This window comes from Rhodoferax sp. WC2427 (assembly GCF_040822085.1).
Taxonomy (GTDB): Bacteria; Pseudomonadota; Gammaproteobacteria; order Burkholderiales; family Burkholderiaceae_C; genus Rhodoferax_B.
The window spans coordinates 3,438,239-3,462,741 of sequence record NZ_CP162006.1; the positions used below are offsets into that span (position 1 = coordinate 3,438,239).

Below are 24,503 nucleotides of genomic sequence, written 5' to 3' on the forward strand. Positions count from 1 at the left end.
ACCGATAGTGTGATCTCCGCCGCTGCGACCCAAGGGCAACTGCTTGCAGCCGAGCAAGGTTGAAGTGATTCAGTGTTTCACGCGGGTGGTATTGCCGACGCCGGATCGCTACCAGTCCGATAGCCAGCCTGCCGAGCAGCTTCTCGATGACTGTCCACGGTCCAGTCAGTGCGTAGGAAGTCCAACACCTGAAGCACCTCGTTTTCTCCAACTGAGATCTGGACCGGCATGAGCTCAAGGTGAGAAGCGGCATTGACCAACTGGATAGGGGTTCTCAGGTGTCTTAGGAAGTCTTCCGGCGTTGGCTTGTCTCCATCCCAAAGAAACAAGACCGCAGATGCTGGATCGATAGCACTCAAACCGGCCTCGCGGCTGAAGCTGCGCGGTCCGATCTCGGACTGCTGGAAGAACCTGGCGATGCCACCTTCATCGGCGAAATGGAGCGCATCCTCCTTAGTGAAAGTCGCATACGGCAGCGAATTGACCACGCAATGGACGACCTGCTTGCCCACAGCCTCCGGCATATAGGTGCTCAGAATGTCGGGGTATCGCTTGAGGCCTTCGGCTAACCGGGCGACCTGCTTGACGACTTTGCGAATGCCGAGTGAAAAGAAGTAGGCCCTGGCTGGATCTCCACCGGAAAGGCCGCGGCTCTTGCACTCAAACAGGAAAAGGTAGTCCCCCCAGACAAACGCCACGTCGTAGTCGTAGGTCTCACCTTCGCGGTCGCAGATGATGTTCTTGGCCTTGATGCCATGCTTGCCCAAGAGCTTAATCATGCTCTTCTCGAAGCGCTTGCCGCGCCCGTCAAGATTGACTTCCAGCATCCCAAGCGTCGACAGGATGATGTTAGGGATCGAGGACGTCGCAGCAGAGATTGCAAGCAGCAGATAGCCGCCGTCCTGCAGCTTGATCAGCGGCTGATCAAACAGATCACGGCTTGCCTTGCGGTAGGTTGCATGGCCGATGAAAACCTGGGCTCTTTCCTCTTGGAGACCTAGGCGCTGCAACAGCTCCACGAGTTCGGTGTTGCTGAATCTGATGGTCAAACGATCAGCGTCACGAGGCTGCAAAGCTTTGTGGGCGACATCCTGGAGAACCGAGTAGCCGCGAACCCACTCCGCGAGCGTCAACCCAGCGTATTCAGACTGGTCGTCCGTGATCTCGCCTGACAGCAATTGACTGAGCGCAGTAGCTCCATGTATTTCTTGAAGCGAAACCGCCTGGTTGGGCAGCAGATCAACCTCACTGTCAGTTCCGGAAACCGCCTTCTCGTAGCGCGAATCGACGAGCACGGTCGTCCAATGCTGCCGCAAGCGCTCAGCCAACCGGGCATTGGCAACATAGTTGTATAACTCAAGGTAGTCATCAGACGGACGGGAATCCCACAGGCGCTTTACCCCGTGCTCAGCCCAAACCGGCGCAAGATCCTCTTTCCGCGTCAAGGGAGCGTCCAAATAGCGATGCCGGCGTTCCGAGAACTGCCAGTGCCTCCAAGCTGCGGCCAGCATCTGCACAGACCCAACAGCGAACCGGTCTTGGTCTGTCGGCGTGGGAAGCGAGGGCAACACAAGCACGCCCGTGTCGTCATACCAGCCATGGATATGAGCTTCCATACCGAGGGTGCTGGCGAGCGTCGCAAGAAGGAGTTCGTGAACCCCTTCAGGGTTGAACTCGTTTCCGCCCTCTCCCTTCATGGTGACTTTTCCAAGATCCAGAACCCCGCCAGCGGTGGAGTTCTCGTACATCTGCTTAAGCAGGTCGATGTACTCACGATTGGAGCGGTCGAGCAATGCCAAGACCCGAAGTTCCGGAGAAAGCGCTGCTGCTTTGGTCTTGGCGAGCAGTCCAAGGATCGACTGGTAGACACCGTCGATCTCGTTGAGTCGAACTGCGTGCGATCGGACAAACTCGGCTTGCTTCGGGCAGCTCTCGCCATCGAGATGGGAAGCCAGCTTCTCGAGGAACTTGTCGCGATTCTTCTGCTTCTTCGGATTGATCCGCTTCAAGACGAGCATATCACTGCGCCGCACGAGGCCGACTAGCTTGTCGACGTCCTGTGGAGTCATTGCGGTATCTGCCAGATGGTCTTCAAGAACCTGCCAAGAAAGCTTTTCAAGAGCTTCGCTGACAGGCGTTTCGCTGAGTTCAATCGTCATTTGACCCCCTAAGAATTTTCGTTCGCTCTATTGTGTGGCTATTACCAGCGGGGCCAGCGATTGCTTCACCTCAGGTCGCGTGAGTACCGGTGCCGAGGCCTATGTTAGCAACCGCTGCGGAGCGGACGCTCATCTGTGTGTGTCATCAGAAACTGATCACAAACCTCGCCAATGGTTAGATCGCGCACCATCGCTAAAAACTGCAAAACCTGACAATGGCGACGCCCGCGAGTCGGCCAGGCCGAAAGGCTGTCACCAAAATTCTGTGGATGAGCCTGTGGACGGGCAGGACTTGTCTACGCTGAAACGCCGATACGAATGCCAACCGGCGCAACCCCTTGCCCACCAACGTTTTCCAGTCTTTCAGCCGAATTTATTCACGCTGAAACACCGATATCGCTACGCTGAAACGCCGATACGGGCACGCTGAAACGCCGATATCACGCTTAGTCATGCAACACTTAACTTGTTGATTTAAAATGGAAATTCTCGTTAAGCGACTACCAAGCAGGTAGTTCTTCAAATAGTTCTGCATGTATAAACAAGTAGTTGCTCGCCTTGAAAATGTGGACAAGCTATAGCTTCTGTGGTTTTTCTTGTGAGATCGCGCAACTTATCCACATCCCTGCGGTAGGGTGTAGGCATAGATGAAGGGGTGAAGTAATGAGTGACCAATGCAAGCCCTACAAGCGTCGGCCAGCCGACGACGGCGGGGAATATCTACTGATGCCCCGCGACGATGATTTCCCTGGCCAATCAATGGCTCCCGGCAAGCCAGTTCGCATTGGAATACCGATGTCGGATCAGCCGCAATGTACGCCCAAGGTAGAAAGCTCAGCAGAAGTCGAAGCAATGGTTGAAGCGTTCTTTGCATCCCTCAACAAAGCGGGTTAACGCACGCAGTCCTGCATCCAGGTTATGGGAGGAGGCCACCCAGATCATGAGGCCGCAGCCCCGCCCCTCGCCAGCGAGGGGAGCGAGTCGCCCTCTGTCGTCAGGGGTGCAGGCGGGGCGGTGCGCTTCGCTTCCTTCGACTGCCCCCCAGACTGGAGGCTTGGGGCGCTCCTGCCGCGTCAAGGGGCCGAGTCCTCGCCCTACGGGCTGCGGGCCGCACCAACCCCTTGACCCGTCATCCGCTGGCTGAAGCAGGCCGTGCCGCGATCCTGGCCGGGCTTCGGTTGTTGGCTGGAGGTGGTGTCAAGGGCACGCCCGGAGGCCGCATGCGGAGCGCAGCCGAAGGCGAGTACCGAACGGGTGAGGACGTGGGCGAAGCCGCACCCTTGACGCCACTGGAGGCCATGCAGCCTGTCGGCAAGGGGGAGGTCAAGGGCAACGCCCGCCGCGCCTGCCCCCGCAGCCAGTCGGGCAAGAACCGACGCAGGATGCAACCCAAAGGGGGTTGCCCAAGCGAAGCGCGGAGCAAGGGCCGCTAGTAGGAATAGTAGTAGTAAGACTATTACTATTCCTACGGAGTCCAGCTGTTGATTCCAAATGGTGACAGGGCTACCACCTGGTCGAGTTGCCGGTGTCACCAAGCCAGGCAGATGGTGACACCGCCGCGCGATCAAAGGATATCCGTTGTCATCAAAAAGACACCCCTCTGATGCGGGGTTGAGGCTGCTGCTATGGTTCCTGCTCTAATGGGGGAGCGGGTAAACGCGTTCAATGTTTTGCATGTTGTAGGCGTATTCCAGGCGGCCCAACGTCGTAGGCCGGTCGCCATCGCGCTTCACTGCCTTGGCTACCTTCGCCACATCAAGGGCATGGGCAGCCGCCAGACCGGGCACATGCGCTTTGGCTGTGCGCGGGTTTTCGGCCCTTTCCCACTCTTGCAGCCAGTGGGCAATTCGCTGGCTGTCGGCCGTGTGGCCCGTGGCATAGGTCATAAGCCGCATTAAGGCTTCGTGTTCAAGCTGATTGAGCATGGCTTATTTCCCCTTTACGTCACCGCCTGGTTGCTTTGCCCATGCTGACCCCAAGCGTTCCTTGATGGCCTCCCGATACGCGGGGTTGCGTGCCCATACGCTGCGACCCATAGCAAGGTGTTCGGCTCGCCGCGCTGTCGTCTGGTGGCCGGTCCGAGGGTCAAGGCGGGTTGAAGCGGGATTGACCACGTTATGAGCAGCGCCCACGGCACGGACCGGCGACATTGCGCCCGACGCAATTTGGCGCAGTGACAGCGCGGAGGTGGAAACGCCGCCGGCCAAGCCAGATGCCATGTTGCCCGCCTGCATGGCAATCCAGCTCAGAATCAGGGTCAAGCCAAACACTTGAAGGCCGGCAATATAAGGGTTTTGTATGCCTTCACCCGTCAAATCAACGCCGCCGATAAAACCATTAAATGCGACGATGCCAAAAGACATGATGAGGGCAATAATCACAATCGTGAAAATGTAATTCATCACCTGACTTAGCCACCTGTCGAAGAACTGCGAAGTCAGCGGGAACATTGCGCAAGCAACGAAGAACGGACCAAGGGCGAACATCACGGCAAGAGAAAATTTCGCCACGATGATATTCACGCCGCCGACGATGGCAAATATCAAGGTTCCGATAGAAACGAAGATGCCAGTAATGAACCACGATGCCGCTGCGCCGATGTTCCATCCTGCATCGCTGGCTTGTTGCAAGGCGATAGAGGCCAGTTGAGCGCCCTTGTTCACGACCTCATCAAGCGTTTGATATATGGTGGAGGGCGGCGCACCTGGAGCGGTGATTTTCAGAACGTCGGAGAGGCCAGTTTCAATACCGTTCAGCGTGCCCATGACTTGTTGATGGTATCCATCAGCAGTGAAGGCGAAATAGGCAATGAACATGATCTTGGCCCACTGCTTCATGACAGTCCAAAAAGGCGATTCCATCGAACCCGTTGCAATCGCATAACCCGACATGACGATGTATAGGGTGACGCCGCCCAGAACGGCCATTTGCAGCTTGAACATTAAGTCGCTAGCCGCCGGCACCATGAATGCGTTGGTGGCGTTTGTGATTGTTTCACCAATGAATGTGAATAATGTGAGCTCGTCCATAGCGTCACCTACCTCGTGAATTGGGGAGGGGTGGCCTTAATATTGAAATTTTGGCTACCGAATATTGTTTGATCGTGTGCGGATTTGGCGTTGATGCAATTCGGAGTGCCCGCAATTTCGCCCGGACTGCTCTTGCACTTTTTAACCATTTCGATGCGTTCGGCGTCGTGGGCTTTGTACCAATCGACGGTTTGAACGACTTCGACGGGCTGATCTTCTTTGCAACCGGCCAACGCCATGAGCGCGGCGAGGACTATAGAGAGGTTTTTCATTTGTCCACATCGCGGAAGTTGCCGACTTCAATCACTCGGCTATTTTTGGCTTCGTGTTCGCGAACGTATTGCAGCGCATAGGCCAGTTCGGCCGCGTCGATGATGCGCAGCATGGCGACGACACGTAATGCACCTTCACGCGAGCCAGCCCAAGAGAGGGCGAGGCGTTCACCCGTGTTCTTGAGAAGGAGCAGGCACCCACCGAGACATGCCGCAGACATGAACGCCGCAATGTAGGCATTCATCGGGGCGGTCTGGTGAGGTAAGTTGATGCCTGACCAAGTAACCACCGCGATCAATAGCGGCATGATGGCAAGCACTGCGGCTAGCAAATGGCCCTGGAACATCAAGGGTGCCCGCTGTAAAACCTCCCTCATGAACCCGAGCCGATCAATGCATGCCCACAAACGCCATATTGCCAGCAATATGAACGAGCAAAGCGTCGCGATGGGCAGATGACTATAAGAAACCATGTTCGCCTCTCCTGAATAGGGAGGGACACCGGGCATTTCAGCCACTCTGCCAACGCTATCGGCAGTCTTGCCCACCTTCCGAGGGCGTGCCCATGCGGGCTATCACAACGTGTCTTCCCACGTCTCCATGCCGTTTTACGGCCATCAGCTCAGGCTTTCACAATGAGCGCCCTACCCCATCAGGGTGGAGGGCGGTGTAGAAGGTCGATGCCCCAGTTTGGGGTTAAAAAACGCGCCAGAACATGATGTTATGGCACTTGTTATTGTCTCACTTTGAAGTCGGTTGGTCGATGGTAGAAGGCATCCAGACCGTACGCAAAAAGCACCGCAGCAGTCCGACGCGCAAAGCGGAAAAGAAGACATCATGGGTTTGAAATTGGTCATGACCAAATTTTGAGGGCGGCCCGGCATTTCCCGAATATTTGGTCATGACCAAAAATATTATGCAGTGTGGACTAGTGCAGGATAGGCGAACCGCCAGTGAACTACGCGCGTACGCGTTTTTTTCTAGTGATGGCCAGTCCACGAGGATTTGGTCATGACCAAATATCTGAATCGTGTGGGCTAATGCAGGATAGGCGAAGCGCCGGTAAGCTGTGCGCACAGCTACCACAAATACAACCAGAACGACGCACGCGTCGAGCAGGTGGCACGCTGAATGTTCTACTTCCTACACGCCGCTCTGATACCATAACGCAAATGCACAGACATCTGCGGGGCGCCATGAGATTTGACGACGTGAAGAGCGACACACTGAACTTGAGGGTGTCGCCCAGCTTCAAACTTGCTTTGAAAGCTGCAGCCGACCATGAGCAACGAAGTATGGTGAACATGCTGGAAGTTCTGGTCGCGGTTTTTTGCGAATCCAAGAACATCGCCGTTCCTGCCGTGCGAGCGACTCAAACGCGAGCCGACAAAAAACTGCACGTCAAAGCCGTGGCCTGAACTGCCATGAGCCTCGAACGAGAAGCGACCTGCGCCCATTCGGACCCGCAAGAGGTCGACAACCAAAAGAATCAATCACCTGTGGCAAACATCGCTGAGCTTTACAGCACTCCCTTGCCATCACCGCGCACGGGACCGCTTTACAACGCCTTTTCCTATCCAACGAAAATCTCACCCGAGGTGATCGCCGTCTTTATCGCGGCACATACAAAGCCGGGCGCGACTGTTCTCGACGCATTCGCAGGAAGCGGAACCACAGGGCTCGCGACACTGCTATGCGATCGTCCCACCGATGAGATGCGGCGCATGGCCGACGCGCTTGGAATCAAACCAAAGTGGGGACCGCGCACCGCCCATCTTTTCGAGATCGGCACCTTGGGCTCGTTCGTCTCAGAAACTCTCTGCCGCCCACCAGAGCCGGAGACATTCGCAGCGGCGGTCAATGAGCTGTGCCGGCGCGCCGAAGAAAAGCTCTCCTGGCTATATGAGGCGAAGGACGCGAGCGGCTCTCCCGGAACGCTGCGCCACATGATCTGGTCCGAAGTGCTCGTTTGCCCGCACTGCGGCAACGAAGTCTCGTTGTGGGATGCGAGCGTGAAGACAAAGCCACTGAGCATGTCGGACACTTTTCGCTGCAAGAGCTGCCGAAAGCAGGTCGCGGTCGGAGCCTGCGAGCGAGCGCTTGAGTCATCCCTAGACGCATTTGGACGCAAGCAACTTACAAAGAAGCGCGTGATCGCGCGGGTGCATGGCCGGACCGGGTCGGCCAAATGGCAGCGGCCACCCACGCCCGAAGACCATGAAGTCCTCGCGCGAATCGCCAAAGCGAGACCGCCGAAGTCCGCTCCCAACGCCGATCTTGTTTGGGGCGAGCTGCGCCGCACGGGCTATCACGTCGGCATCGAGAAGCTTCATCACTTCTACACGAAGCGCAACTTCATCGCGATGGCGGCCCTTTTCGATCTCGTCGCCGATTTCCCAGAGGACGTGCGCGACGCATTGCGACTCCTAGTCCTGAGCTACAACTCGAGCCACTCGACGCTCATGACCCGCGTGGTTCTCAAAAAGGGGCAGAGCGACTTCGTTCTCACGGGGTCGCAAAGCGGCGTGCTCTACATCAGCGGACTGCCGGTGGAGAAGAACATTCTCGAAGGCGTGCGGCGCAAGTCCAAAGCGTTCATCGATTCCTTCCACATGCTCCATGGCAGCAGAAGCACGGTTGTCGTCCACAACGGCACCAGTGAAAGCATGTCGCTAAAACCTCATTCGGTGGACTATGTCTTTACGGACCCACCTTTCGGCGCCTACATCCCCTACGCGGAACTCAATCAGATCAACGAACATTGGCTTGGAAAGACCACTGACCGCGCACGCGAAGTGATCGTGAGTCCCTCGCAATCCAAAGGCGTGTCGGAATATGGAGCCATGATGGCGAGCGTCTTCAAGGACATTTCGCGCGTGCTTAAACCAGAGGGCTTGGCGACGGTAGTGTTTCACTCTGCGCATTCGGAGGTATGGCGGGCGCTTGCGCAGGCCTACGTGGCTGCTGGCTTCACCGTCGAAGCCACGAGCGTCTTGGACAAGATTCAAGCGAGCTTCAAACAGGTCGTCTCCACCGTTTCGGTCAAAGGCGATCCATTGTTGTTGCTGTCGAAGCGCTCTCCTGATCGGGCAGTTGGCAAGACGAGTTCCAAGATCGCAGCGGAAGTGATCCGAGGTGCCGGCAATAGCTCGCTGTCTGATCCGCAATTGCTCTATTCGCAATTCGTCGGCAAGTGCTTGCAGCTTGGCTGTGACGTTGAGATGGACGCCAAGGCCTTCTATGCCCTTGCGCGCGCAGAGGTCAGTTCGGGCCGCAGGCCCTCCGCAGACCGATGAAGCAAGCTCGCCAGCCACTGCCTGCTGGCCACGCGCCAGATATGGAGCGCCGCAAACGCTTGGGCCAATACTTCACTGGTGTGGGCCTCGGCCGAATCCTTGCCGCGCTGGCCCAAGCGGAGAAGGCAGAGAGCATCATCGATCCAATGGCTGGATCAGGCGATCTGCTGGCTTCATGCCTGGAAATTGGCGCAGCTCCGGCATCGATCGTGGGCATCGAAATCGACCGCGCCGCCAGAGACGTGTGCTCAAACCGATTGCCGCAGGCCGACTGCATTCTTGGCAGCGCTTTCGACTCAGACACCATCTCGCGCCTGCCAAAGACGGAGTGGGACTTGGTGATTGGCAATCCACCCTACGTCCGATATCAGTCGTTCTCAGACAAGTCGGAGATTGACCACTTTCTTCCGAGCGCGATGCAAATTCGGACCGGGCTGCTGCAGACCTTGCCAAGGCTCTCTGCTCTCGATGCAGAGGACAAACGCCTCTTCGCGCACCTCATAAGCGGCTACTCCGGCCTGTCCGACCTGGCCGTTCCCTCCTGGATTCTTTGTGCCGGCCTCGTAAAGCTTGGTGGCCGCTTGGCGTTGGTAGTGCCTGAGTCTTGGCTGACGCGGGACTACGCGACGATCGTGCACTACCTGCTGTTCCGCTGGTTCGACATTGAGTTCGTCGTGGAAGACGAGCACGCCTCTTGGTTCGACGACGCTCAGGTCAAGACGACGCTCATCGTGGCTAAGCGGGTGAAGCGGCGCGCATCGGCCCTAGTGCGAGCAGACAGCTCCACCTACTGCCATATCTTAATCTCCGCCGCTGCGGCCAGCCCGGAAAGTCCCATTGGGAGGATCGCACTCGCAGGAGGATCGAGCCCAGAAAGAGATTTCGCTAAGCAAGCGCGTTCGTGGCTTCGAAATGGCGCTAGCCATCCCACAGGCCTCGCCCGCGCGCGTCCCGCGTCGATGAAGCTCGCATGCAGAAACATGGTTGCCGCCGCCTCCAGGCAAAAATGGTTCGCAGCTATCGGCGAAACAGGTAGCCAAGCGTCGGAAGGCATCTACGTCTCTCACGAGATTCATGATTGGCTTACCCGCCAGGGCATCGCCCCATCCTTCGCCACGTTCGAGTCGCACGGCGTGGCTGTTGGTCAGGGCCTGCGCACCGGAGCCAATGGCTTCTTCTACGCCGACGGCGTGCGCTCGTCAGGGCACATAGCGCTGTCCTTTTCTGGCCCGCTGGCGGGATTGGTCGCGCGGGCACCAGATAGCGTCGCTCGGCCCGTCATTCGCCGGCAATCTGAGCTTCCGGCGGGCTTCGCCGTCTCTCCTGAGCTCGCCACGGGCTGGGCGCTGGACCTCAGACAGCACGCGCTCCCGGAGGACTTGGGCGAAGCCGACATGTTCCCATCGGTCTATGAACGCATGCCCGAGTCAATTGCGGCGGTAGTTCGGGCGGCAGGCCAGGCCAACTTCGGCACTGACGTCAAGCCGCAAAAGGTTTGGAACCTCACCGCCGTCTCTCCGAACATCAGGCCTGCGGCTCGCGGCATGCCGCCGCGCCATTGGTACATGTTGCCCGACTTTGCGGCGAGGCATTTGCCGGACGTTCTGTTGGCGCGAGTGAATTCATCCACCCCGACGGCCTACTTGAACAAGGCTCGGCAATGCCTCATCGACGCAAATTTTTCGACGATGTGGACTTTGCCGCTCAGCAAGTGGAACGCAGCAGCTTTGCTCGCTTTCATGAACAGCGCGTGGGCGCAGGCGGTCATCGAAACGTCGGGAGCAGTCATGGGCGGCGGCGCCCTGAAAGTGGAAGCCGCGCACCTGCGGCGCTTCCCAGTTCCAGCGTTCAATGAAGAGCAGCTTTGCAAACTCTCACGGCATGGCGACGAGCTCGCTGCCAAGGCCGAACACGCAGAAGCGGAAGCGTCGCTGAACAGCATCAACGCCATCGTGGCCGAAGTTCTCGGGTGCGATGGCGAAGGAATCAAGGAATTGCGGCAAATCGCGCGCGGGGGACAGGAAAGACGCGCGAAACACAACACAAAAAAGGGGGGACAAGATGGTGGTGAAGTATGTTGAAGCGCAGGGCAAGGCTTTCCTGAAGGAAGCCAGCGACCTCATCCGTGAAGGCAAGGCGGAGGATGTGCTGCGGCACGCGCTCTCAGCCAAGCTGCCGTTGATGTTCCCCGACCAGCCTTGGTGGACCAAGGCTCACGTCACCGGGACGGAGTCGTTGGCAAAGTTCCACGAGCTCGGGGCCAAGAAGCATGGCTTCGTCGATGTGCTCGTGGGCGCCACCGTGATCGAATACGAGAGGGACTTGCACGCGCTGGGCACCTTCGCGCACGGCCTCCATCAGGTGAAGCAATACTGTGCTGGCCAGCTCAACGCGGGGACGCCTCGCGACCTGCTCGTTGGCGTGCTCTCCGACACTGTCCGATGGCATGCGTTCGGCATTTCGGAGGTCAAGGATATTTCGACCGTCGCTGGCGCCACCAGCTACGGCCCGGAGCACATCGAGCTCACCGAGATCGAATCATGCGACCTGTCAGCGGCAGGCGATGTCGAAGCGAAGAAACTCGGGGCGTTTTTGGTTCGCCATCTTGGGCGCGAAGGTGGCCGCTTGCTGGCCGCGCTCACTCTGGCGAAAGACTTGGGATTCAATAGCCCATTCTGTCAGGCCCATGTCCAGCCAATTGACGCGCTTGTGGACCACGCGTTCGCCCATGACCCGACCTATGCCAGCTTGATCACAAAGCTTTGGACAGACTTCGTTTCATACCTGGGCGGGGACGCCGCTGCCGGCAAGTTCGACAAAGGCTCGTATGTCGGGGAGCTATACATCCTCACGCTCGCCAAGCTCATTTGCGCCAACGTTCTGAACGGGAGGGCTTTGATCAGCGACGACGCAGAGTTGCAAGCGATCTTGGACGGCTCGTTCTTCAAAGCTCGTGGGCTGCCCAACCTCGTTGAATACGACTATTTCGGCTGGCTCAACGCCAGTCCCTACGTGAGCGACTTGGTCGCCGTTGCGCGCGATCTTCAAAACGACCTTCGCGCCTACGACTTCGAATCGTCCCCCGCCGAGGATCTTTTCGGCACTCTCATGGCGCAGTTGGCGGCCCGCTCGCAACGACTTCTGCTTGGGCAGGAATGGACCCCTTCATGGCTCGCCGGCAAGCTTGTCGAGCATGTCATGTCGGCGCTCCCCGAGGGACAACAGCCGCGCTTCGTCGATATGTGCTGCGGATCGGGAGCGATGGTCGTGGAGACGGTGAAGCGCGCTCAACAGCGCCTTCGCGCTGCTGGCCGAATTCCAGGCGACCCCGCTGCGCTTAGCGAACTCGCGACTGCGATCACCGCATTCGACATCGACCCATTGGCTGTGATGCTTGCCAAGGTTGGCTGGGTGCTGGCCAGCAAGGATTGGCTCGCCGCCGGGCATGAGGCGCAGATTCCCGTCTATCACGCGGACTCGCTGTTTGCGAACACTCCGGTGACAAAGGTGTTCAGCGCGACCGGAGAAGAGCAGCGCAAGCTCAAACTCGACACGGAAGAAGTCCAACTCCCCCAGTTTTTGATCACGGCATCGAACCAGACCTTGTTCGACGCCCTGCTCTCGCGTGGCTATGACATGGCGATGAGCAGCGCGGCGGCAGCGAGCACGACGCTCACGGACAAAGACATCGAGACGATGGTGGATGCGGTTTTGACCGACACCGGGGTCGCGCTAGCCATCGACGAAAGGGCCGCATCAATCGAGTTCTGCAAGAAGTTGCTGAAAGCGCTGGAGAAACTGCAACGCGCTGGACGCAATGGCATCTGGGCATTCGTGCTGCGAAATAGCTTCCGGCCAGCTCTCGTCGCAGGACGCTTCAACGGAGTGGTGACGAACCCGCCATGGCTGGCTCTCAGCAAGATCGCGAGCAACCCCTATCAGAACGCATTGAAAGCCAAGTCGGAGCTCCACGGCATCAAAGCGCCAGGCTCTTCGCATTTGCATGTGGAAATCGCAACCATCTTCCTCTTGCACGCCATTGAACGCTATTTGACTCCGGGGGCGGTGATCGGATGCATCCTGCCGGACACGGTGCTCAACGGGTCGCACCACGAGCCATTCCGCTCGGCCGGCTACCTCACCGCGAGCAAGCCTGTGCAATTCGCTCCTGGCGAGATATGGAAGATTGCCAACCAGACGTTCAAGAACGAAGCGATTGTGCTTTTTGGTTCCAAGTCGCATCCCGGCGGCGCCACGACTTTCGTGGGACGGGACGTGAGCAGAACATCAGAGACTGCGACGACTTACCACATCGTCAAGTCCAACGGCCGCACTGCATGGACGACCACGCTACCTGCTGCACCGGCCGTGAAAGTTGCGACCAAGAAGTCCATCGGGCCGCTGTTTCGACAAGGCGCCGACGTGATGCCGCGCGGCATCGTTTTTCATGCGACGACAAAGAACGGCGCGGGTTGGAACTTGATGCCAATCAACGCCGGCTCGCCCTTCTACTTCCTCAGATCGGACGGCCATCGGCTTAAAGATTTCGCACTGACTGCAAACGGCGTTAGCGACCAGGTGATGTTCGACGTGCTGATCTCAAAGCATCTGGCTCCCTATGAGCTCGCCGCCGGCGCCAAAGGACTTTTGCCATTTCAATACGGGACGGGCGGGTGGGAGCCTCGCACAGGACCGGGGATCGCTGCGCTTGGCGGAGCGACAGGTGGCGCGATCAAAGCTGCCTTGACCGCCATCAACGAGAGCGTCGATGAATTCTTCGAGACGGTGGACACGGACCGCAAAAAGCTGTCTGGCCAAGGCTGGACCGGCCAGGACTGGCTGGTGTTCGCCTCGGCGGGCGGCAAGCTGCCATGCGCCGCGTATGTGCGCGGCGACCAGATACCTTGCGACAAGACTGTCATCGACCAGACGCTTTATTGGGGGCGCGTTGCGACCGAGGACGAGGCAATCTACATCACCGCGTTGATAAACAGCCAAGCCGTCATCGAGGTCATCAAGGCGCACCAGCCACGCGGAGCCTTTGGCGAACGCCATATCCACAAGTTGGCATTCGATCGAACCCCGGCTTTTGACGTGGCAAACCCAGACCACCGAGCGATCGTTAATGCAGCCAAAGCGTTGCTATCCGAATGGGCCACCCGACGCACGCAACCTGACATGCAACCCATGCTCTCGCCTCAGAAGCACATGATCACGCGACGGACGAAAATTCGAGCGGCGCTTGAGCAACTGCCTGGCTGGGACGCCTACCAAGAGGCATGCGCCAACCTCTATGGTGTTTGAATCCACTGAGCGTTGACCATAACTGGCACCGGAGAGCAGCGGCTCGCAGGCTCTCCGCCAAGCTCGTTTTCGATGCCGCGCGTAACTTGCCGTTACGATTGAGCAGGCGCTGAGCCTCACGCCCATGCTGACGACCCCCCCTGGGAAGGGATGGTGGACAGCGGGCCGAAGCTTGGCTCAACAAAAATCAGAACGACCAGGGGGTCACATGGCATCTTCCAAACGGGACTTTGAGCGGTTCGTGGCCTGGCTGCATCTGCCGGCGACCGTGGCTCCGCCAAATGTGCGGCGCTTGGCGAACTTGGCGCTGGCGCACTTTGACGCGCTGGCGCAGACCTCGCGCCAGCACAGCCAACGGTCCATCTACTTGGTCGGCCAAGCTCGCAGGGCCTTGGCCCAGACTGCTGACGGTCCTCCCCCAATCCAAGCTGTGGCCGCAGATGGCGCGTGGCCGTGGAAGCGGCTGCGGACCATGACTATCGGTCCCTTCCGGGGCTTTCGCACGCCGGAGCCTTTCGACCTGCAAAAGCGCGTCATCCTCTTCTACGGCCCCAACGGCAGCGGCAAGACAAGCTTTTGCGAAGGGCTTGAATACGGCCTGCTAGGCTCGGTTGAAGAGGCAGAAACCAAGCGCATTGACGGGCGCACGTATCTCGCTAATTTGCACGCGCGGCGCTTTGAAGCTCCGGCGTTACGGGCGACCGACCACCAGAACCGCGAGGTGGCGGTGGCCGCAAACCCCGACACCTTCCGGTTCTGCTTCATCGAGAAGAACCGCATCGACGCGTTCTCGCGGATCGCAGCCCGCCCGCCAGCCCAACGCACTGAGCTGATCGCCACGCTGTTCGGCATGGACAAGTTCAACGAGTTCGTCGGGCACTTCAATGAATCCATCGACCAGCAGCTCGTGCTGGCCGCCACCAAGCAGCTCGCACTCACCGGCAAGCGCAACGCTCTAACCGCCGACCAGGCCACAGTGAACGGCGAGGCTAAGGCCCTGCTCGACTTGGCGGCTGAAGAGGCGGCGCTGGCCCTCACGCACTCAGCCGGCATGACCTATGCCGGCCTCAAGGCTCTCATTGGCACGCCGGAGGCTCCTGGCCGCCTTCAAGAGCTCGACGGCATCCTCAACGCAGTGCCGCCAACGGCCATCGGCCTTTCGCGCGATGGCCTGCTGAACGCCTTCGAGGCGCCGCGCTTGGGCCAAGAAGTGCTCGCGGGCATCGCCGCCAAGCTCGAAGCCCGCAGCAGCCAGGTGTCCTTCAAAGACCTCTACACCGCAGTCCTGGCACTGCAGGCTACCGAAGGCGACCATTGCCCGGCGTGTGACACGCCGCTGGCTGACGCGAAGTCCAATCCGTTCGAGAAGGCCACGGCTGGCTTGGCCCAGTTGAAGGAGCTTGGCGAACTGCAAGATGAGCTCAAAGCGGCCAGGACGAAAGTTGGCACAGCGTCGCGCGAGCTCCGGCGCCAACTCGGCCTCATCGCCACCTTCACCGCTGCCCAAGATGAGCAAGAAACGCCGGTCGGGCGATACGTTGCGGGCCTGGCTGCCGAGCCGGCCGGAGAGTGGTGGAGCGCGGTCTACCCTGCCCGCCCGCCGCAGGAAGGCGCTGCCGCCGACGCCTTGTCGCTCGAGGCCATCCTTGCAGAGGCTGACCGCGTCGCGGCCAGGGATGCGGCCTCGGCCCTCGCGCGGCAAGAGCGCCAGCGCAACGCTACCGAGCGCGCCGGGCTCGTCGCCCATCAACTGGCTGTCCAAGCCCAGGACTTGAAACGCCAGCAGCTTGTGGATGCCGTGGCGGCGGCCAAAGACCGGATCGCGGCTTTCGACGTGGACAACGCCCAGCTCATTCGCGACGTGGCCCAGGAAGCTCTCGACATAGAGCGCGACACCCCGATCAAGGCGGCATACGATCGCTTCCTGGCTTTGCTGCGGAGCTACCGCAATCAGCTTCCAGGCACTCTGATGGCGGGCCTCAACGACGCGGCCATGAACCTCTACAACGAGTTCAACCGCAACGACTTGGACCCGGACAAGCTCGCGGCGTTGCGCCTGCCGCTGACGGGTGAGCAAAAGATCGAGATCGCCTTTCGGGGAAATCCTGGCGTGCGGGTGGACGCGCTGCGCATCCTCAGTGAGGGCCACATCCGCTGCCTGGGCCTGGCGATCCTGCTGGCCAAGGGCCAGAGCATCCAAAGCCCGCTGATCGTGTTCGACGACGCCATCAACGCCATCGACCACGACCACCGCAGCGGCATCCGCGAGACGATCTTCGAGAGCGACCATTTCGCCGACACGCAGCTCATCGTCACGTGCCATAGCAATGAGTTCATCAAGGACATCCAGCAGCACTTGCCCGCCGCTCGCCGCGGCGATAGCCAGGTCTACCTGTTCCGCAACCACAACGGCAACTACCAGCCGCGTGTGTCGGGAAACATCACGAGCAGGAACTACGTTCTGAAGGCCCGAACGTCGAAAGACGCACTGGACAATCGCGAGTCCCTGGCGTCTTGTCGGCAGGGCCTTGAGATGCTCTCTGAAAAGGTGTGGCGCTGGCTCGTGAGCCACGAGCTGGGTGTGTTGAATCTGCAGCTTGCAGGTGTAGGGGCAGAGCCTGGTCTCCGCAACCTTTGCGAGGCGCTACGCAAACGACTCGAAGACGCGGCAACCTGTAACCATGCCAACAAGCCTCTGCTTGTGTCTGCGTACGGTCGAATCTTGGGCATTCCAGCTGCGAATCTGGTGTGGACCTACCTAAACAAAGGTACACACGAGGAAGCGAACCGGGATGATTTCGACGCCGACCTCGTGGAATCTGTGGTCAGCACGCTCGAAGAAATTGACGCCCTTGACCTTCGCGCAGGTCGATAGACGCGGTTTGCACTCCATCGATAAAACGCTTCCCTGCATGGGAGCCCAACATCGGCCAATCGAGATGGAGAGGGTGAGCTGCAGTCCGCAGTACAGTACAGGTACACAGATCAGTTTTCACCGATTTCTGAAAACTTCGCTAACCTACTGATCTATAATTACTTTTTATTTCTTCAACCTTCGCTTGGGTTCGCAGGTTTTACTGGGGCAGAGTACCTTACACAGCGACTCAAAATCCCCCGCCGCAAGGCGTGCCGGTTCGATTCCGGCCTCGGGCACCACACACCAAAAACCCCTTAACTCCCACGAGTTAAGGGGTTTTTTTTTACCCGCTTCACCATGCAGTACAGTAAATTCTGAAAATTCGGGAATCAAAGGAATCCAGTATGAACTTGCAGCCCCTGACCCAGCGTTTTGTTCTGCACTTTGGCGAAATGGGCAGCCGCTGGGGCATCAACCGCACAGTGGGGCAGATCTATGCGCTGCTGTTTGTGTCGGCCAAGCCGCTCAATGCCGATGAAATTGCCGAAGCGCTGGCGTTTTCGCGCTCCAACGTCAGCATGGGGCTGAAAGAGCTGGCCTCGTGGAATCTGGTGCGGCTGCACCACCTGCCCAACGACCGGCGCGAATACTTCCAGGCCCCTGAAGACGTGTGGGCCATCTTTCGCACCCTGGCAGCCGAGCGCCGCAAACGCGAGATCGACCCCACCCTGTCGATGCTGCGCGATGCCCTGCTGGAAGAACCCACCGCCGAGGAAGATGTGCACGCCCAGGCCCGCATGAAGGAGATGCACGACCTGATCGAACTGGGCACCTCCTGGCTGGACGAGGTGCAAAAGATGGACTCGGCTTCACTGGCCCAGCTGATGAAAATGGGCTCCCAGGTGCAAAAGCTCATCCAGGTCAAAGACCGGGTGAAGCAGGCTTTCAAGTCTGACAAAGCCTCCTGACACGTTTTACACGTGCGGTGGTTTATCGAGCTTGTCGTGCCGCGTGGCGGCATCGTCCATCAGCTCGTACCACATGGCATTGAGCACCGCGAACGTCGCGGCCAGCGGCAGGCCTAACAGCCAAGAGAAATACCACATCTTTGATTTCCTTTGAATAAGAGTGCGCGGCCGGGTTCAGTACGCGTGGCCACGGTTGTCGCGGATGGCATCGGCATCCACCTTGCCCCACATCACCTTGTAGACCCAGCTGGTGTAGGCCACGATCAGCGGAATGAAGACCACGGTGACCACCAGCATGATGAACAGCGTCAAATGGCTGGAGGATGCGTCCCACACCATCAGGCTGGAGCGCGGGTCCAGCGACGAGGGCAGGATGAACGGAAACATCGACACGCCCACGCTCAAAATAATGCAGGCAATCGACAGCCCACTGGCCAAGAGGGCCAGCCCGCCGCGGCGCAGCCGCAGGCACACCAGGGCCAGCAAGGGCCCGGCCAGCCCGAGTGCCGGCACCAGCCACAGCCCGGGGTGGGCGGTGTAGTTGGCAAACCAGGCACCGGCTTGCGAGGCCACGGTTTTCAGCAGCGGGTTCGACGGCCCGTTCACCGGCAAGGCGCTGGTGACCTGGTAGCCAGCCACCCAGCCCCACAGCACCCAGCCCGCCAGCGCGTACAACACCAGGCTGGCCACCGCAGCCACGCTGCCGATGCCCCGCGCCCGCTCGGCCACAGGGCCCGAGGTTTTCAACACCAGCCAGGCACTGCCGTGCAGCAGCAGCATGGCCACCGATACCAGGCCGCACAGCAGCGCAAACGGGTTCAGCAGGCCAAAGAACGTGCCTTCGTAAAAAATATGCATGTCGCTGGAGAAGCGGAAAGGCACGCCTTGCAGCACATTGCCGATGGCCACCCCAAAAATCAGCGACGGCACCAGGCCGCTGAAGCACAGCACGGCATCCCAGCGGGCGCGCCAGGCGGGTTCTTCGCGCTTGCTGCGGAACTTGAAAGCCACGGGCCGCAGAATCAAGGCCAGCAAAATCGCAAACATGGCCAGGTAAAAGCCTGAAAACGACACCGCATACAGCGGCGGCCAGGCCGCAAAAATCGCCCCGCCGCCCAAAATCAGCCACACCTGGTTGCCCTCCCACACCGGGCCCACGCTGTTGATGATGACGCGGCGCTCCACATCGTCGCGCCCGGCAAGCGGCAGCAGCATGCCCACGCCGAGGTCAAAGCCATCGGTCACGGCAAAGCCGATCAGCAACACCCCCAGCAGCAGCCACCAGACCAGGCGCAGGGTTTCATACGAAAGCAGTTCATGCAAGACCATGTTGGGTTTCCTCGGTTCAGACAGCAGCGGTACGGGTCGCGCCGACAGGCGCGGATGACGGTGGTAGTCCATGGTGGGCTTCCGGCCCCTTGCGGATGGCCTTGAGCAGCAGCTTCATCTCAATTACGAACAACACGGTGTACAAGGCCACGAAGCCCACGATCGTGGCCAACACGGTGCTGGCGCCCAGGCTGGAGACGGCCACGGCGGTGGGCAACACGCCCTCGATCACCCATGGCTGGCGGCCAAGCTCGGCCACAATCCAGCCGCATTCCGCCGCCACCCAGGGCAGCGGAATCGCCCACACCGCCACCCGCAGCAGCCAGGGGTAAGCGTCCAGCTTGCGGCGTGCCGACAGTACAAAGAACGTGCCGGTCAGCGCAATGAAGAACATGCCCAGCCCCACCATCACCCGGAACGACCAGAACAAGGGGGCCACCGGCGGAATGGTGTCGCGGGCCGCCTGCGCCACCTGCTCTGCCGTCGCCTGGCGCGGATCGTCCACATAGCGTTTGAGCAACAAAGCGTAGCCCATGGCGTTGCCGTTTTTCTCGAAGATGGATGCCGCCACCTCGCGGGCCGCCGGGTCGGTGGCCGGGTCGCGGATCTTTTGCAAGGCGTCATAGGCCGATATGCCCACCCGGATATTCAGCTCGGCATGCATGACCAGGTCGTCAATACCCAGAATTTCCGTGTTCAGCGAACGGGTTCCGATGAGCCCCATCACCGCCGGAATATGCACGGCGAAATGCGTCTCGCGCGCCTTCTGGTCCGGAAAGCCGAAAGCGGTAAAGGCCGCAGGCGCGGGCTCGGTCTCCCACATGGCTTCAATGGAGGCCAGTTTCATCTTCTGGTGTTCGGTGGACAAATAGCCGCTTTCGTCACCCAGCACCGCCACCGACAGCGCAGCCGCCAAACCAAACGACGCCGCCACCGTCATCGAGCGCTTGGCCAGCTCGGTATGCCGACCGTGCAGCACATACCAGGCCGCTACGCCCAGCACAAACAGCGATGCCATGGTGTAACCCGCCGACACCGTGTGGACGAACTTGGCCTGGGCCACCGGGTTGGTCAATACCGCATAGAAGTCGGTCACCTCCATACGCATGGTTTGCGGGTTGAACGCCGCGCCCACCGGGTTCTGCATCCAGCCGTTGGCAATCAGAATCCACAGCGCCGACAAGTTGGTGCCCAGGGCCACGGCCCAGGTGACCGCCAGGTGCCCGAGCTTGGAGAGCCGGTCCCAGCCAAAAAAGAACAGACCCACAAAGGTGGCTTCCATGAAGAAGGCCATCAGCCCCTCGATCGCCAGCGGTGCGCCAAACACATCGCCCACGTAGTGGCTGTAGTAGCTCCAGTTCATGCCGAACTGGAACTCCATCACGATGCCGGTGGCCACGCCCATGGCGAAATTGATGCCAAACAGCCCGCCCCAGAACTGGGTCATGTCACGCCAGATGGGCCGCCCGGTCATCACGTAGACGGTCTCCATGATGGCCAGCAGTACCGCCAAACCGATGGTCAGCGGCACAAACAAGAAGTGGTACAGCGCCGTCAAGGCAAACTGCAACCGGGACAAATCCACAATATCAAGGTCCATAAGACAGCTTTCGTTACGATTTAATCGGGCCGCAGCGCATGCAGCGCTGCTTCAAATTCCGCCGAACCCCGCCGCAGATCGGCTGTGATGCGCCCCTCCCGCAGGCACAGCAGGCGGTCGGCCAGCGCCGCCTCCCGGCGCAAATGGGTGGCTATCAACAGGGTTTTGCCGTGCGCCTGCGCCTGCAGCCGCTGCAGGACATCGTGGGCCGTCAAAGTATCCAGCGCCTCGGTAGGTTCGTCCAGCAGCCAAAATGTCACCGGGCGCAACAACAGCCGTGCCAGCGCCAGGCGGCGCAACTGGCCACCGGACAAGCCCAGCCCGCCCTCGCCCAGCCGTGTGTCCAGCCCCACCGCCATGGCCCGCACCTCATCGGCCAGGCCTGCCACCTCCAGAACGGCCCACAGTTGGGCATCCGAAGCCATCGGGTCGGCCAGGCGCAGGTTGTCGCGCAGCGTGTCGGCAAAGAGTTCCGTGCGCTGGGTCAGCAGGCTGTGCGGCTGCACCTGCAGGCTGCCCGCATCCGCCGCCAACTCGCCCGCCACCAGGGCCAGCAAGGTGGATTTGCCTGCGCCGCTGGGCCCCACCAAGGCCACCCGCTCCCCCTGGGCCAGCGTGAACGACGTAGGCTGCAAGGCGCGCAGGAGGCTACCGGGATAGGCCACGCTGACCGCAGTGAGCTGTACGGCGAAATCTGAGCCGCCGCCGACGGGCAGGCTGGGTTGCTCGGCCTGCGCCATGCGCGGCGCCAGCCGCCGGGCAGCGCGCCAACTGCGGCCCGCCTCCAGGGCGCCCCGGCGCAGCGCCGCAAAGGGTTCGGTGGCGGTCAAGGCCAGCAGCAAGGCCAACGCGGCGGCGGGGGCACCGATGCGGCCCTGCTCCACCAGCACGGCTACGGCCAGCAGCACCGCTACCAGCGTCAGGCTGCCCGCCATGCCGTAGGCCGCGCCAGAGCGGGATTCCAGCCGGTTCAGCGCCAGATCGGCCCGGGCCAGTTGCTGGTCGGCGGCGGCCAGGGCGGCGCGCTGTGCATGCAATTGCCCGGCCATGGCCAGCTCGGTCTGCCCGGCCACCAGATCCACAGCGCGGGCCCGCAGCAGCTCCAGCGCATGGGCCCGGCGCACCGCCGCAGGCCCGGCGCGCTGCGCCACCACCAGGGCAATGCCCCATCCCGCACCCAACAGCCACAGGGCCAACAGCAGTCCGAGCCAAGGCTGCATGAAGCCCAGCACCAGACCGGCCAACAAGGCCGCGCCCAGCGCCGCCAGCGCGGGCACCAGCAGGCGCAGGTACAGCGACTCCAGCGCGTCGATATCGGCCGTCAGGCGAAACAGCAGGCGGGCGGGCTGCGCCAGCAGTTGACGCGCCGCATCGGGCCGGGCCCAGCCGCGGAACAAGCGCTCGCGCAGATCGGCCAGGGCCGCAAAGGTGGCATCGTGCGTGACCAGCCGCTCGGCGTAGCGCGAGCCGGTGCGCCCCAGGGCCAGCAGGCGGATGCCTGCCGACGGCATGAACACATCAAAATGCAGCGCGGTGGCCGCCTGCAGCCCGGCCAGGGCGGTGGCGGTGATGAACCAGCCCGACAGACCCAGCAAAGCCATGCCCGCCAGCACCGTCAGGGTGGCGCACCCGGCCCCCAGCGCCAGACGGGTGCGCTGCGTGGCCCAAAACATGGCCAAAACCACCCCCACGTCGTGCCAGCGCCGGTTCATGCCGCGGCCCTCACCGCATCGGCATCCAGCTGCACCACCCGGTGCATGCGCGCGGCCAGCACCGGGTCGTGGGTGGCGGCGATCAGCGTCTTGCCTTGGGCGAACTGCAGCAGCGCGTCGACCACGCCCTGGGCGGTTTCGGTGTCCAGGTGGGCGGTGGGTTCGTCTACCAGCAGCAGGTCGGCATCGGCATGTAGCACCATCCGGGCCAGTGCCAGCCGCACCTGTTCTCCGCCCGACAAGCCGGTGCCGCCCTCGCCCAGCGCCACGCCCACACCAGCCTGGGCGACGCGGCCCAGACCGGCCTGCTGCAGCGCTGCGCGCACTTCGGTCGATGCCACGTCGGAACGGCCCAGCACCAGATGGTCTTGCACCGAGCCCGCAAAAATATGCGGCTTTTGCCCTATCCAGCCCATGCGCTGGCGCAGGGCCGAGACGGAAGCGTCGGTCAGCAACACGCCGCCAATGCGGATGCGCCCCTGCTGTGCAGGCACCAGCCCCGCCAGCAGATGCAGCAAAGCCGTCTTGCCCGCGCCGCTGGCCCCCATCAGCGCCACGTGCTCGCCAGGGGCCACCCGCAGCCCGAAACCCGTAAACACAGGGGTTTCTCCCAGATGGCCAAAGTGCAGGTCGTTGACCTGTACCGAAGGGGCGCCCAGGCTGCGCACGCCGGTGGGCGCTACAGCAGCCCCCGGCAAAGGCACGCCGTCTTCAGCAAGTTCTGCCAGGGCCGCCAAGGCCGCCTCGCCCGCGGCGCGGTCGTGCCACACCGCGGCGAGTTCGCGCAAGGGCTCAAAAAATGCCGGCGCCAACAGCAGGATGAACAGGCCCTCGGCCAGGCTTAAACGCTGCCCCCAACTACCCCAGGGGATGCTACCCAGCAGATGGAAACCCACATAGGCGGCCACCATGGCGACCCCCAGGGCCGCAAACAGCTCCAGTACCGCCGACGACAGGAACGCAATGCGCAATACCACCATGGTGCGCTGTCGCAGCGACTGGGCCGACGCACCCAGGCGGAGGGCGGTGGCATCGACCGCGTCCAGCGCGCGCAAGGTGGCCAGGCCGCGCAGGCGGTCCAGCAAAAAGGCGTTCATCTGGCCCATCTCCACCATCTGGGCGGCGCTGGCCGCCTGGGCACGCCAGCCCACCAGCGCCATGAAGATCGGAATCAGCGGGGCGGCCACCAGCAGCACCAGGGCCGCAGCCCAGGAAAAGTAGGCCACGGTGGGCAGGATCAGCAGCGGCACCACCATGGCCCGCCAGCGCGCGGGTTGGTAGCGCACCAGGTAGGGCAGCACCGCCTCGGCCTGCTCGGCCACTACGCTGGCGGCCAGCCCCGACGCGGGCCGGGCCGCGTCCAGCGGTGAGCGCGCGGCCAGCACTGCGGCCACCTGGGCCCGCAGGTCCGACACGTACCGCCGGGCAGCCGCAAAGACCCGGCGCAGCCCCCAGGCCTCGGCCGTGGCACGCAGCGCGCCCAGCAGCAACACCCCGGCTGCGGGCACCAGCACGGCATCCAGGCCGACGCCCCCGGCGGGGCTGGCCAGGCGGTCCACCGCCCAGGCCAGCAAGGCCGCTTGTGGCAGCCACAGCACGGCGGCCAGACCCTGCACCACACCGCCCGCGCCCCAAGGGGTCAGGCTGCGCAGGCGGGGGGTGGGGTGGGAGGTTTTCATCTTTTAATGATTGAAATTTCAGTAATTACTGAAATTTCAATCATTAAATTATAAGAAAAACTTTGCGCTGGGTCAAACGCCATGCGGGTGGGCCACCACACCCTGTGGTGGGATGGAAGCTTCGCCGCCAAAGTTAACCCTGTCAACACGGGACAAACTTGTGGATAAGCCGGGAAAACCGCTGTATGCGCGTCCTAAGTGCTTGTTTTCAATGGGTAAAGCTTGCATTGCCCAAAAAACAGGCAGCTTGTGCCCATGGCCCGGATGGCCGAATTCGCCTACCATGGACTGCCCCCGT

At 61.0% G+C, this 24,503-nt stretch carries 18 protein-coding genes; 8 read left to right on the top strand and 10 right to left on the bottom strand.

What is annotated here, in order from left to right; genetic code table 11:
* Positions 1 to 77: 77 nt before the first annotated feature.
* Complete coding sequence (locus tag AB3G31_RS16170; RefSeq protein WP_367847104.1) at positions 78 to 2,159, bottom strand: hypothetical protein; 2,082 nt, start codon at positions 2,157 to 2,159, stop codon at positions 78 to 80.
* Between the two features lie 663 nt (positions 2,160 to 2,822).
* Between AB3G31_RS16170 and AB3G31_RS16175 the strand changes: the two genes are divergently transcribed.
* Together AB3G31_RS16175 and AB3G31_RS16180 are read left to right on the top strand one after the other, a co-directional pair.
* Complete coding sequence (locus AB3G31_RS16175) at positions 2,823 to 3,053, top strand: hypothetical protein (protein WP_367847105.1); 231 nt, start codon at positions 2,823 to 2,825, stop codon at positions 3,051 to 3,053.
* A gap of 326 nt (positions 3,054 to 3,379) precedes the next feature.
* Positions 3,380 to 3,592 (top strand): hypothetical protein, encoded by a 213-nt coding sequence (locus AB3G31_RS16180; RefSeq protein WP_367847106.1) that lies wholly within the window; start codon positions 3,380 to 3,382, stop codon positions 3,590 to 3,592.
* Positions 3,593 to 3,796: 204 nt separating this feature from the next.
* On the opposite strand, the gene AB3G31_RS16185 is transcribed toward AB3G31_RS16180, so the two are convergent.
* The 4 genes from AB3G31_RS16185 to AB3G31_RS16200 are packed head-to-tail and all read right to left on the bottom strand — an operon-like array spanning position 3,797 to position 5,933.
* Entirely contained in the window at positions 3,797 to 4,084 is a 288-nt protein-coding gene (locus AB3G31_RS16185) for a hypothetical protein (protein ID WP_367847107.1), read from the bottom strand.
* A gap of 3 nt (positions 4,085 to 4,087) precedes the next feature.
* Entirely contained in the window at positions 4,088 to 5,188 is a 1,101-nt protein-coding gene (locus AB3G31_RS16190; protein WP_367847108.1) for a type IV secretion system protein, read from the bottom strand.
* An 8-nt stretch (positions 5,189 to 5,196) separates the two neighbouring features.
* The gene (locus tag AB3G31_RS16195; RefSeq protein WP_367847109.1) at positions 5,197 to 5,460 is read right to left on the bottom strand and encodes an EexN family lipoprotein; all 264 of its coding nucleotides are present in this window, start codon (positions 5,458 to 5,460) and stop codon (positions 5,197 to 5,199) included.
* Complete coding sequence (locus tag AB3G31_RS16200) at positions 5,457 to 5,933, bottom strand: hypothetical protein (protein ID WP_367847110.1); 477 nt, start codon at positions 5,931 to 5,933, stop codon at positions 5,457 to 5,459. The genes AB3G31_RS16195 and AB3G31_RS16200 overlap by 4 nt, the downstream gene beginning before the upstream one ends.
* 723 nt (positions 5,934 to 6,656) lie before the next feature.
* Between AB3G31_RS16200 and AB3G31_RS16205 the strand changes: the two genes are divergently transcribed.
* The 6 genes from AB3G31_RS16205 to AB3G31_RS16230 all read left to right on the top strand — a co-directional run bounded on the left by AB3G31_RS16205 (position 6,657) and on the right by AB3G31_RS16230 (position 17,885).
* A complete protein-coding gene (locus AB3G31_RS16205) occupies positions 6,657 to 6,878 on the top strand; it encodes a hypothetical protein (protein WP_367847111.1) in 222 nt (73 codons plus the stop codon).
* 6 nt (positions 6,879 to 6,884) lie between these two features.
* A complete protein-coding gene (locus AB3G31_RS16210; RefSeq protein ID WP_367847112.1) occupies positions 6,885 to 8,756 on the top strand; it encodes a DNA methyltransferase in 1,872 nt (623 codons plus the stop codon).
* A 41-nt stretch (positions 8,757 to 8,797) separates the two neighbouring features.
* Positions 8,798 to 10,837: an N-6 DNA methylase gene (locus tag AB3G31_RS16215; protein WP_367847113.1), complete on the top strand. Its 2,040-nt coding sequence runs from the start codon at positions 8,798 to 8,800 to the stop codon at positions 10,835 to 10,837.
* Positions 10,824 to 14,060: a hypothetical protein gene (locus AB3G31_RS16220; RefSeq protein ID WP_367847114.1), complete on the top strand. Its 3,237-nt coding sequence runs from the start codon at positions 10,824 to 10,826 to the stop codon at positions 14,058 to 14,060. Before AB3G31_RS16215 ends, AB3G31_RS16220 begins: the two co-directional genes overlap by 14 nt.
* A 208-nt stretch (positions 14,061 to 14,268) precedes the next feature.
* Positions 14,269 to 16,935: an AAA family ATPase gene (locus AB3G31_RS16225; RefSeq protein ID WP_367847115.1), complete on the top strand. Its 2,667-nt coding sequence runs from the start codon at positions 14,269 to 14,271 to the stop codon at positions 16,933 to 16,935.
* A 386-nt stretch (positions 16,936 to 17,321) separates the two neighbouring features.
* Positions 17,322 to 17,885, top strand: a complete 564-nt coding sequence (locus tag AB3G31_RS16230; RefSeq protein WP_367847116.1) for a GbsR/MarR family transcriptional regulator — start codon at positions 17,322 to 17,324, stop codon at positions 17,883 to 17,885.
* A gap of 6 nt (positions 17,886 to 17,891) precedes the next feature.
* Here AB3G31_RS16230 and cydX read toward each other — a convergent pair whose 3' ends face one another.
* The 5 genes from cydX to cydD are packed head-to-tail and all read right to left on the bottom strand — an operon-like array spanning position 17,892 to position 24,205.
* Entirely contained in the window at positions 17,892 to 18,023 is a 132-nt protein-coding gene (gene cydX, locus AB3G31_RS16235) for a cytochrome bd-I oxidase subunit CydX (RefSeq protein ID WP_315186722.1), read from the bottom strand.
* Positions 18,024 to 18,059: 36 nt separating this feature from the next.
* Positions 18,060 to 19,214, bottom strand: a complete 1,155-nt coding sequence (gene cydB / locus AB3G31_RS16240; protein ID WP_367847117.1) for a cytochrome d ubiquinol oxidase subunit II — start codon at positions 19,212 to 19,214, stop codon at positions 18,060 to 18,062.
* Positions 19,215 to 19,230: 16 nt separating this feature from the next.
* On the bottom strand, positions 19,231 to 20,814 hold the full coding sequence (locus AB3G31_RS16245; protein ID WP_367847118.1) for a cytochrome ubiquinol oxidase subunit I: 1,584 nt from the start codon (positions 20,812 to 20,814) through the stop codon (positions 19,231 to 19,233).
* Between the two features lie 20 nt (positions 20,815 to 20,834).
* On the bottom strand, positions 20,835 to 22,487 hold the full coding sequence (locus AB3G31_RS16250) for an amino acid ABC transporter ATP-binding/permease protein (protein ID WP_367850364.1): 1,653 nt from the start codon (positions 22,485 to 22,487) through the stop codon (positions 20,835 to 20,837).
* A gap of 35 nt (positions 22,488 to 22,522) precedes the next feature.
* Positions 22,523 to 24,205 carry a thiol reductant ABC exporter subunit CydD gene (gene cydD / locus AB3G31_RS16255; RefSeq protein ID WP_367847119.1) on the bottom strand — a complete coding sequence of 561 codons (1,683 nt, stop codon included), beginning with the start codon at positions 24,203 to 24,205 and terminating at the stop codon, positions 22,523 to 22,525.
* Positions 24,206 to 24,503: the final 298 nt, after the last annotated feature.